At 51.7% G+C, this 10156-nt stretch carries 12 protein-coding genes, 1 pseudogene and 1 riboswitch; of the genes and pseudogenes, 5 read left to right on the top strand and 8 right to left on the bottom strand.

Annotation, left to right across the window (positions count from 1 at the left end; all coding sequences use genetic code 11):
- Positions 1 to 532: 532 nt before the first annotated feature.
- Complete coding sequence (locus I2D94_RS17490) at positions 533 to 1093, bottom strand: DUF402 domain-containing protein (RefSeq protein ID WP_072686118.1); 561 nt, start codon at positions 1091 to 1093, stop codon at positions 533 to 535.
- Between the two features lie 155 nt (positions 1094 to 1248).
- Here I2D94_RS17490 and I2D94_RS17485 point away from each other — a divergent pair, with 155 nt between their 5' ends.
- Together I2D94_RS17485 and I2D94_RS17480 are read left to right on the top strand one after the other, a co-directional pair.
- Entirely contained in the window at positions 1249 to 1464 is a 216-nt protein-coding gene (locus I2D94_RS17485; protein WP_195397822.1) for a hypothetical protein, read from the top strand.
- Positions 1461 to 1778: a spore coat protein gene (locus I2D94_RS17480; protein WP_195397821.1), complete on the top strand. Its 318-nt coding sequence runs from the start codon at positions 1461 to 1463 to the stop codon at positions 1776 to 1778. The genes I2D94_RS17485 and I2D94_RS17480 overlap by 4 nt, the downstream gene beginning before the upstream one ends.
- Positions 1779 to 1919: 141 nt before the next feature.
- Here the strand turns inward: I2D94_RS17480 and I2D94_RS17475 are convergent, their stop codons facing one another.
- Positions 1920 to 2429, bottom strand: coding sequence for an energy-coupled thiamine transporter ThiT (locus I2D94_RS17475; protein WP_195397820.1), 510 nt, complete (start codon positions 2427 to 2429; stop codon positions 1920 to 1922).
- Positions 2430 to 2457: 28 nt separating this feature from the next.
- A riboswitch (TPP riboswitch) is annotated at positions 2458 to 2557 on the bottom strand.
- Positions 2558 to 2637: 80 nt separating this feature from the next.
- On the opposite strand from I2D94_RS17475, the gene I2D94_RS17470 reads away from it, so the two are divergent.
- Entirely contained in the window at positions 2638 to 3120 is a 483-nt protein-coding gene (locus I2D94_RS17470) for a GAF domain-containing protein (RefSeq protein WP_072686109.1), read from the top strand.
- A 205-nt stretch (positions 3121 to 3325) separates the two neighbouring features.
- Here I2D94_RS17470 and I2D94_RS17465 read toward each other — a convergent pair whose 3' ends face one another.
- The 5 genes from I2D94_RS17465 to I2D94_RS17445 all read right to left on the bottom strand — a co-directional run bounded on the left by I2D94_RS17465 (position 3326) and on the right by I2D94_RS17445 (position 8232).
- Positions 3326 to 4156 carry an aminoglycoside N(3)-acetyltransferase gene (locus I2D94_RS17465; protein ID WP_072686107.1) on the bottom strand — a complete coding sequence of 277 codons (831 nt, stop codon included), beginning with the start codon at positions 4154 to 4156 and terminating at the stop codon, positions 3326 to 3328.
- Between the two features lie 136 nt (positions 4157 to 4292).
- Positions 4293 to 5129, bottom strand: a complete 837-nt coding sequence (locus I2D94_RS17460) for a YjjW family glycine radical enzyme activase (RefSeq protein ID WP_072686105.1) — start codon at positions 5127 to 5129, stop codon at positions 4293 to 4295.
- Positions 5126 to 6634 (bottom strand): YjjI family glycine radical enzyme, encoded by a 1509-nt coding sequence (locus I2D94_RS17455; protein WP_072686103.1) that lies wholly within the window; start codon positions 6632 to 6634, stop codon positions 5126 to 5128. The genes I2D94_RS17460 and I2D94_RS17455 overlap by 4 nt, the downstream gene beginning before the upstream one ends.
- 75 nt (positions 6635 to 6709) lie before the next feature.
- The gene (locus I2D94_RS17450; protein WP_195397819.1) at positions 6710 to 7654 is read right to left on the bottom strand and encodes a carbohydrate kinase family protein; all 945 of its coding nucleotides are present in this window, start codon (positions 7652 to 7654) and stop codon (positions 6710 to 6712) included.
- Positions 7651 to 8232, bottom strand: a complete 582-nt coding sequence (locus tag I2D94_RS17445; protein WP_072686099.1) for a DUF1836 domain-containing protein — start codon at positions 8230 to 8232, stop codon at positions 7651 to 7653. The genes I2D94_RS17450 and I2D94_RS17445 overlap by 4 nt, the downstream gene beginning before the upstream one ends.
- Before the next feature lie 266 nt (positions 8233 to 8498).
- Between I2D94_RS17445 and I2D94_RS17440 the strand changes: the two genes are divergently transcribed.
- Positions 8499 to 9419 carry a carbohydrate kinase family protein gene (locus tag I2D94_RS17440; RefSeq protein ID WP_195397818.1) on the top strand — a complete coding sequence of 307 codons (921 nt, stop codon included), beginning with the start codon at positions 8499 to 8501 and terminating at the stop codon, positions 9417 to 9419.
- A 106-nt stretch (positions 9420 to 9525) separates the two neighbouring features.
- Positions 9526 to 9801, top strand: a complete 276-nt coding sequence (locus I2D94_RS17435; protein ID WP_072686095.1) for a helix-turn-helix domain-containing protein — start codon at positions 9526 to 9528, stop codon at positions 9799 to 9801.
- Positions 9802 to 9965: 164 nt separating this feature from the next.
- On the opposite strand, the pseudogene I2D94_RS17430 reads toward I2D94_RS17435, so the two are convergent.
- A pseudogene (locus I2D94_RS17430) lies at positions 9966 to 10156 on the bottom strand (3-deoxy-7-phosphoheptulonate synthase); the annotation flags it as partial.

Below are 10156 nucleotides of genomic sequence, written 5' to 3'. Positions count from 1 at the left end.
CGCCAGCGTTCATCCTGAGCCAGGATCAAACTCTCCATTTGTCAGAGTTTGTTAGCTCTTTGTTTTATCTTCACTATTCCTTAGAATAGCTGCTTTATGAATTGACGTTGTATTTGTGCTTTTCTTCCTGTTTAGTTTTCAAAGATCGACGCCCTCTCGCGAGGTGCTCATTAATATTACCAAATCACCCCTTTTCTGTCAACATCTTTTTTTATTTTTTTTGTATTTTCTCCCCTCACTTTGTTTCCCCCTTATTTTAAAGGCTTTTTAAGCTTTTCCCTCTCTGCTCATTTCCAACGTACCCGTTTTTTTCAGTTATATACAGTCTTCTTAAAACTTCGATTCTTTTTTCATTGCCCAACGATTTAATCCATTCCGCTTCATAAGATTTGACTTTTCCATCTTTTCCTGTTTTCTGATTTCCTCATATTCATGCTGATCATTTCAGCGGCGTTCCGTGAAAGCAGTTCATCCTAACTGCCCTCTTGTCAGAAACTGTCCCGACAAAAAAACTCTGACCGATTTTATCAGGTCAAAGTTTCTCACGTTCCGAATCCTGCAGCGCCGTGTGCAGCAATTCCAGATATTCGTGATACAGACATTCAATTTCTTTTTGATTGAACGGCGATTCTTTTCGTTTGATCTTGCCGATCAGCACGTCCATCTCTTTTTCTACGGCATGCTTCAGCGGTTCGCTGTATCCCATTTCACGGCCATGCTGCTCATATTCATCTTCATCCAGAATCTCAATGCGTCCATCCGGAAACAGCTTGACATCCAAATCATAATCAATATTCTTGATTGCCTCGCCGTCATATAAACTTGGAGAAGCAAGATTACAGTAATAATAGATGCCGGTCTTCCGAATCATCGTGATCACATTATACCAGTGATCAGGATAGAAGAAGCAAATCGCCGGTTCCCGTGTAAACCAGCGGCGGCCATCCGCCTCGGTGACCCATGTTTTATTGGTAACGGCAATCACCCGGCGCACCCCAGCCTCAATAACGAAGCCTTTAGCCCATGTCCGATGCAGCGAACCGTCATGCTTGAAACTCTGAATGTAGACCTGTGATCCCACTTCAGGCAGCATGGAGATTCACCTCATTTCTTCTTTTTTACAAAATCTTATTTATTATACCTCTTTTTAGTCTGAACGAAAAGAGGGGAATCCAGTCGTTTGATTCGCCAGGAAAATACGCATAAACCCATCCTGTCTGACCATACTGTCAGAAGAAAGGAGGCTGGATGATGAAAACACCGCCAAAAATGCTTTCCCCGAAGGATTGTTCTTATCTGGCAGATATGCTGGAAACGCTGCTGACCACAGCGAAAAAAGCGGAGGATTACAGCCGGAAAATCGAAGATAAACAAGTCAGCGACTTCGCCGCTCATTACTACGAAACTCTGAAAAGTCAGTATTCCATTCTGACTGACGAATTGAAAGGAAGTGTCAACGAATGAACAGTCCGGAAGTTATGAATCCGAAGTCTGAAATTTTACCGGATGAGAAACGTTTTAACGACCGCGACCGGCTGAATGATTTACTGATCTCGATCAAACATATCACCTATATGTATTCCTTAGCCTGTCAGGAAGCCAGCAACAACGAGTTATATACCAAGCTGTTCGGTCTGTTTCAGGAAAGCAGCCAGCTGCAGCGGAAGAACTACGACCTGATGTTTGAAAAGGGTTGGTACAAGCTGGAAAAGGAACAGGCGCAAAAGATCGACACGAAGCACCAAACCTTCAAATCAGAAGAAAGTCAGCTGAGCTGAATTCCGTCAGTCTCTCCCTTAGTGAAATAAAAAAACGCCGATCCAAAAGTCTTCTGAAAGGCTCCTGGAATCTGCGTCTTTTTGTAATTAAAGCGGCTGATTGCTGAGTTTTTCGATTCTGATCTAATTGCAGACAGGACTTTATTTCTTGTTCATCAACGGTTTGATGCGCGGCATGACTAACGGCAGCAGAACCAGGCACAGGATCGTTGTCGGAATCATGTAAGTGGCATTGTAGACCAGCGAGGCCCACGGCGCCGTTTCCCAGACGAGAATGCCGGACAGCGTACTGGAGATCAGCCGGACAAGGTTGGTGATCAGCACGCCGGAGTAAAACCATTTGTAGTTAGGAAACAGACTCGCCAGTCCGTAAACGGAAAAGGCGAAGAAATAGTCGAGCAGAAAGCCGATCAGGTCCGGAGTATACATCGGACCGGTGACATACTGCAGCAGAATCGAAAGTACGGCGACGACCGTGCCTTTCTGCCAGCCCAGATGATAGCTGGCCATTAACAGCGGAATCACCGAGACGCCAAGCGAACCGCCGTTGGGCATCTGTAAAATTCCGAGGGTGTTGACGGCGACGTCGAGTACGATGAATAATGCAGCGTACAGCGCCATGTAGACGAGATCTTTGGTTGTCCATTTCATAAAAAAACACCTCCAAGTGTGAGGCGTAAGGAAAAATCAGTAAACTCCCTACGCTAGTTTTACCTAGATCAGGTGATAAGGGTTTGTTCCATCGTTGGATCTCAGCATTTGCTCCCCTGTTCACGAGAAATATTATAGCACATTCTTTCAGGATGCGTTCCTTTTTTCTGTCGATTCCGTTAAAATAGAGAAAAGCGGAGGAAAAAGGATGGAAGAAAAATTAACAATGCGCATGGAAACGCTGCTGGATAACGCGAAAGCCTTGTGTTTTGAGGAAACGGACCTGATCTGCTGCCTGGCCAATCTCAGCGCGCTGATCATGCAGAGCGTTCCCAATATCAACTGGGCAGGATTTTATCTGATGAAGCAGGGTGAATTGATCCTGGGTCCGTTTCAGGGAAAACCGGCGTGTACGCATATCGCCTTAGGGCAAGGCGTGTGCGGAACAGCGGCGCAGAAAAATACATGCTTAGTCGTCATGGATGTTCATCAGTTTCCCGGCCATATCGCCTGCGATCAGACCAGCCGCAGTGAAATCGTCGTCCCGCTGGTCTATCAGTCCGAAGTTGTCGGCGTGCTGGATATCGACGCCCCGATCCCGGATCGGTTCAAACCGGCAGATGAAGCTGTCCTGTGCGAACTTGGCGCCTGGATTGGCGAGTTATTTGCACTGAACCCGCATGAGCGCTGATCTGACTTTGGCGGATCCGTGCCGCAAAGCCTTGTTTCAAAAGAAATTGAATCGCTGTTTCAAAATAACATCTCGTAAAAAAGCAACGGCATAAGACATCCGCTGCTTTTTTCATTCTTGTCATCGTCGTTTTCCAATTCACCCTTGCCAAAGTGTTCTGTTATCACAGAGTTATGAAAACGGGACTGCCGCTTTTTGTTTACCTTCAAAAAAGCGCAGGTTGAAGATATCGGGCATACGGGTGTTCCTTGGCCAGATAGCGCATGGCTTCATCAATCGCGGCGTCCGCTTTGAACAGCCGCAATTCAGCCATACCGGCCTTGCCTCTTTTGACAAAGCCTTTTTCCTCCAGGCGTTTGCCTATTTTATTAAAGATCTCACTGTCGATATCCAGATCCAGATATTTCTTCCACATCCGCTTGCCTTCCAGCTCGACCGCCGCACCGCGCAGGATCACCGGCCGGATTTCACTGCGGTATTCCGCTAAATGCATTGCCGTACAGCGGGTATAATCGACGCCCATTAACAGCACCGAGCCTTTCAGCTCATACAACCGGGCGGCCGGGGATTCCTCAGACAGCGGAAAATGCAGCGACTGATGGTTGCAAAGCAGCTTGGCATATTTACCCCAGGCGACATAAGCGCAGTTGGGATGATGAGAAACGACGATCCCATCGCGCCGCCGCAGATTCTCGACGATCGCCCCCATTGCCCGGGTATCCGATTCTTTTTTATTAAACGCCGGCATCTGTTCGCGCACGGCTTTGATCAAATGACGTTCGATCGGCGGATTTTCCCAGGCCGAGGGTTCAGTGTTGTCCGAACATTGCATCGCCATCAGCAGCGTACCAGAGTAGCCGACCGCTTCAATCAACGCGTTAACGACCGTTTGGGCGCCCCCGCAGACATATCCGAACGCGCTGAGCGACGCATGAACTTCAAGGATCATGCCGGCGCCGACGCCGAGTTCTTTAAGCTGTTCTAAAATTTCCTTCTGCGTTATCAGCTGCGATATCGCTTTTTGTGGTGTTTTCATCCCGCCCGATCTCCTTTGTTGACTTGCTTTCTTATTATATCACGCGCGCGTTGGTTTTATAAAGAGGACAGCCGACAAAAAGGAAGCCCTTACGGACTTCCTCTTACAAATTCATCTAATTGCACCCTGATTTTGTTCAGATAACGACACAGTTATGAAAACCGCGGTCGCTTTCAGCCTGCGCCAGACGCTCGGCTTCTTCCAACGGCGTGATCGTCCGGCCGCAGAACCGCAGTCCTTCCTCGCACACCCCAAACGGCCGATAGCGCAGCAGCTTATAACGAATTTTTCCCTGCAGCCTTTCATTTACCGCACGGACCGTCTTCTGATTTTGTTTGGGAAACTGTGGCAGCAGCACCGTACGGACTTCTTCCAGCTTCCCAGCCTCCAGCAGCAGTGTCAGATTATCCAGTACCTGTCGATTGGACGCGCCGGTGAGCTGGCGGTGAAAGTCGTCGTCGATGGCTTTCATATCAAGCATCACGCCGTCGCACAAAGCGAGCAGTTGGGGATATTGCCCAAAATCAATGACGCCGTTGGAATCGATCAGACAGGTTTTCCCGGCCGCCTTGACACGGCGAAACAGCGCCGTCAGAAAATCAGCGTAAAGCATACATTCCCCGCCGCTGACCGTAATTCCCTGAATAAACGGAAAGGTTTCCGCAATCTTCTCAAACAAGGCCTCGGGCGTCAGCTCGCTGACTTTGCAGGAAGCGTGATGGGGACAGACATGGATGCATTGATCGCAGCCTGCGCAGCGGGTTTCATCCCAAACCACTTTTCCTTTACGCAAAGCCAGCGCCCCGGCTGGGCAGCCGGCGACGCATTGACCGCAATGATCGCAGACCTGCCAGGTTTCCGGATTGTGGCAGTATGCGCAATGCAGCGGGCAGCCCTGGAAAAAAATCGCGCAGCGGTTACCGGGTCCGTCAACGTTGGAAAAGGGAATGATCCGGTTGATCAACGCCTTCATTGTCCGCGCTTTTCCACCCGGCGGTCAAGCGCATTGCCTTTGTCGCGGGCGCCCTGGCCGAAGATGCTGACGTTGTTGAGCGACTGCTTATGCTGATCGAGCTTCGCCAGTTCGCTTTTCTTGACTAAATAGCCGGTCACGCGGACGACATCGTTGTTCTCGAGATAGCCGGAGAAATAGCGCATTCTGCTGGCCATTGCGCCCTTGATGATATCGCCCAAAGCTTCCGGCGTGTTCAGCCAGGTTTCCTCAAACTTAAAGATATCGCCGATCCCGGTCGGGAAAAAGCCGTGCATCCGCGCCGCATGCTGAATCTGCTTCAGCATGCCCGGTTCTGCGCCGACTGGAATCCGTGCGCCCGGAGAGTTCTCGCGGCCGTCGGAATCAATCCCAACCTGCGCGTGCAGACGGAAGTGGTGATTCGTACAATCGCAATAGGCCGAAGTAAAACCCGCGACCAGATCGCTTAAGCGTTGTAAAATTCTGACGCCCAGATCATCCGCAGCAGCGTTGTTGCCATAACCCCGCCGCGGATCCTCAATCCCCAGCAGGTGGTTGACGCACTCCGCCAGGCCGACCATGCCGAACATGCCGGTGAAGTTCTCAAGCTTGACAAACCCTTCCGTGACCAGAAAATTGGCCTTGAAGAACGCGCTGGTTTCAACGATGAAGCGGATTCGGTCTTCCATCATTTCCAGCATGATCTGCACATAGTGCGGCAGCACGTTGTCCAGGAAATCCTGCGGATCCTTCGCTTTCAGCGAGCATTCGTACAGCCGGATCCGCGGCAGCGTGAAGCCGCCTCCGCCAACTTTCAAGCCATTGTAACAGGAAGCAATCGCATAGTTCTCGCCCCACTCGCGGGTGAACATCGCGTGGTTGGCAAACGAGGGCTTGGCGGTCTTTAACATGCACAGCGCGCAGCGCTTCAGAAAATCATCACTGGTAAGCAGCGGATCATATTTCAGCGTCAGGTTCGGCATCGCGCACTGCATTTCCTCGCTCAGCTGCAGAATCAGCTCGCCAGTGCGAGTCGCCTCTGGGCCAAGGTCGGCATGCACGAACGAATCGGTCAGCGTGCGGTCGATATGCAGCAGAAACATTTTCAGGATCTGCTTCGCCCGCTGCGGTGTTTCCTTCAGGACAAACGGTTCCAGCAGCTGGTCGAGATTGCCCAGATAGACTGGAAACGAGGTAATCGAAGGTACGTGATGATACATGATCAGCAGGGCGTTGGTCGCTTCCAGCAGATCCTGCGGCGGCGTCAGATCGAGAAATCGGGATCCTTTTTCCATCAACTGCGTATAATCCGGGCAGATATAGCGCGGCCGATACGGCGCCAGCCCCTCGCCCAGGTCGCAGAAAATGCCGTCTTTCTGTCCTTGCCGATATTCCGGGGAACGCTGCAGCGTGTCGTCCATATTCTCCGCCAGACGGGCTAAGGCAAGCAGCTGTTGTTGGTAGGTCAGCGTTTCATCGCGAATAATATTCAATACTTCTTCCATAATCATGCTCCTTTTTCTTTCTTCATCGGGAGTTAGGTTTCGATTGCGGCTACGCGCGAATATCGAAAGAGAAGGTTAAATTTGGTTCAGATCAAACCAGCGGCAAGACTGCCGTCCGCGCCGCAGCGCAAGCGACTGCCGGCTCAGCAAAGGGCTGACGGACAAGGGATCGCTTAAGGTCAGCGCCGCCCCGGCCGCCGCGGATTCAATCGCGTCTTCAACCGCCGCACCCTGCGTGCGAAAGCTCAGATACACCGCAAAGAAGCAGTCGCCCGCGCCGGTAGTGTTGACGGGGGGCAGCGGATCCACCGTCATCAAAAGCCGCCGCTGTCCGACCGCTACTGCAGTTCCCTGCGCCCCCAGGGAAAGCACGGTTTCCTTAACCCCCTGATTAACAAACCAGTCCAGAGCGGCACGGATTTTTGCGGGCGTCTGAATCGGAAATCCGCACAGCCGTTCCGCTTCCGCCCGATTTGGTTTGAAATATGTCAGCCGATTTAAAATCGGCCGCGCTTTCTCACTTTTGGATGCGCTGAGCGGATCCATCGCCAGCGGGCAGGGAGCTTCCGTCACAATCCAGCGGATCAGTTCGGGATCCAGATTGGTATCGCAGATTAACAGATCCCCCCGCTTCAGTGAGTTCAGCACCGGCTGCAGGGAGGCTTGATCCAGCTGATGAAGAATGCTCATGTCCGCAATCGCGCTGTGCAAATCGTGATCAGGATCAAGGATGGCCAGAAATGCCGATGTCCGCTGTCCCGGAAGCGATCGAACCCAGCGCATATCCACGCCGCATTCGCGGCCTTGTTTCAAAATCCAGCGGCCGAAGCTGTCGTCCCCAACCACGCTGACCAGACTGACCGCCTCGTCTAACCGTGCCAGATTTTCCGCGATGTTGCGGCCGACTCCGCCCAGCGTCGTGCGGATCGTTCCGGGATTGGAATCCTGCGGACGCAGCGCCTGGTCGGCAATTCCCATGATATCGACGTTCGCTCCGCCGATGACGACGAAGCGGCTCATTTCTGCAGGCTGCGGCTGTGCTCTTCCTGCATCTGCTTCAATTCCCGCTCCTGCAGCGCAACCGCTTTTTCGGCGACAATCTTCTGCGCGAACGCCCCGGACGCCATTTTCAGCGCCAGATTATCAAAAGAAATCGGTTCTGACTGAGCCTTGGACACCAGCTGCGGATCGATTTGGGCGGCGACCTTCTTCAATTCGTATTCCTGCTGCGAACAGAACAGATTATACGCGTTGCGGGTGCCGCTTAAATGGGCCTGATACAATATTCCGACGCGAACCTCCTTGATCGTCACAACCTGTTTTAAAATTGTAATCGCCACCAGATATGCCAGATGGACACGATTGTATTGTTTCTTATGCGGGGCGGGGATCAGGTTCAGCTTGACATAATTGTTGACCATCGCCGGTGTGATGATCTTTTCATGGTTCTGACCTAAAAGCAGATCAAGATACCGGTCCATCAGCGTCATGACCTGATCCATATACAAGTCAATATCCGGCAGCTCCTCCCACCGCGGCAGATGGACGGCGTTAAGCTGCTGCGCCCATTCTTTCATTTCCTGTTCAGATTGTTTCATTTTATGACCTCGCTTTAGTTTTGTCTCCCACCTTTTTCCCTGAAAAAAGCGGCGAAACCGGAAAGGTGGAAATCCCTGACAGCGGCTTGACCGGAAGAAAAAAGCAAGCCGGAAAGGCCGCGGGTTTTCGACATCTTCATTTTATCATAGAACGCCGGCGCAATGGTACCAAATTTCGTCGTTTTCCGCTCGGGTTCAATGGACTTTCATGCCTGAGTTCACTATAATATATCCGTTATGGTAAAAATAAAGCGAGGAAATCAACCATGGAGAACCCTGTATTAATGCTGGGCGGACTGTGTCTGGACCGGTATTGCCTGCTGAGTCAGTTTCCTGTCAAGGGCCAGGACACGTTGATTCAGGATACGTTTGAACGGATCGGCGGCTGTCCGATCAACGCCGCGTTCACCCTGAAAAAATTCGGACTGGATCCAGTTTTATATTCCGCGGTAGGAGCGGAGTCGATCGAAAAGGTCCGGGCTTTCTTCCACCGCAATGCCTTGGCGATGGACGGTTTGTTTGTGATCGAGGATCAGAAGACCGGTTTCTGCATGATCCTGCTCGATGATCAGAAGGAACGGACATTCATGACCTACCGCGGCTGTGAAGGAGTATTTGATCCGGCGCGGATTCCGGCGTTGGATTACCGGGCCTGCTGCCTGACGGGTCTGTATCTGATCTATGGCGCGGACAGTGAAAACGCCGTTGCCTATCTGCATCAGTTCTGCCGCGGCGGGCGGGATTTGTTTTTTGATCCGGGGCCGCTGTGCGATCAGATCGATCCGGAGTTGTTGGAAAAGACGATGCGGTTATGCACGCATCTGAAGGTCAACGAAGAGGAGCGTCAGCTTTTAGAACACGTGCTGGGCCAGCCGCTGACTACTTATTTTCAACATCGCCTGCAGGCGATCGTCGTGACCTGCGGTTCACGGGGAGCGCAGCTGATCCAACCGGAACAAACGCAAGGCTTTGCCGCCCTGCCGATCAAACTGGCCGATTCCAACGGCGCCGGCGACGCCTTTTTCGCCGGTTACGCCGCATCAGTGCTGCAGGGAAAAACGCTCAAGGAGTGTATGCGGCTCGCCTCCGCCTGCGGCGCCCTGACGGCAATGACGCTGGGTCCGCATGCCGAAGGGGGCTTAAAAGAGATCCTGCAGCTGGCGGATGACGGCGCCATTTCCTGTTGATTGAGGATTTCCGGGTAATTTCGCATGAGAAAAGCTGTCCACCGTGCGGCTTTTCTGGTAAAATAAAAACGGAAGAATTAATGATAGGAAAAAAGGAGAGATGAAGATGAGCAACGAGCTTTCCCATACGATCAAGCTCAGAATTCAGGCGTTGGCCAAAGAACAGGGAATGTCCCTCTACCAGCTGTCCCAGATCAGCGGTATGACCCAGTCGACGGTCAATAATCTGATGAACCGGGAAACGAGTTCCCCGACGATCGCCACGATTAAACGGTTGTGCGACGGATTGGGAATCACCCTGGCAGAGTTCTTCGACACGGATGATTTCACCGAATTGAAAACCAAGCCGACGCCGAAGGAAAAGAATAAAGATAAGAAATAAAAAAAGCTGCTTCCCTGCGGGATTTGGAAAACCCGATGGGAAACAGCTTTTTGTCTGGTTTTGACGCCGCTGTGAAGTCCTGCAGGTCTATACTTTCACAGCTTGCGAATATCAACGCCCCCGCTTCTTGCGGCAGCGCTTTGCAGATATTTGTGAATTCCGGCTTACAGCTCGCGTCCGATGACCTTGGCAATCGCGCGGCCCTTTTCGATCAGGGAGGCAAACTTCGCCGGCTTCAGCGACTGCGCCCCATCGCTCCAAGCACATTCCGGACAGGTATGGACTTCGATGATCAGACCGTCCGCTCCGGCCGCAATCGCCGCCAGGGACATCGCTTCCACCAGCTTCCAATCCC

The sequence above is a fragment of the Holdemania sp. 1001302B_160321_E10 genome (genome assembly GCF_015552275.1).
GTDB lineage: Bacteria > Bacillota_I > Bacilli_A > Erysipelotrichales > Erysipelotrichaceae > Holdemania.
Note: the sequence above shows the minus strand (reverse complement) of the source record. Positions and strands in the feature narration are given on the sequence as shown.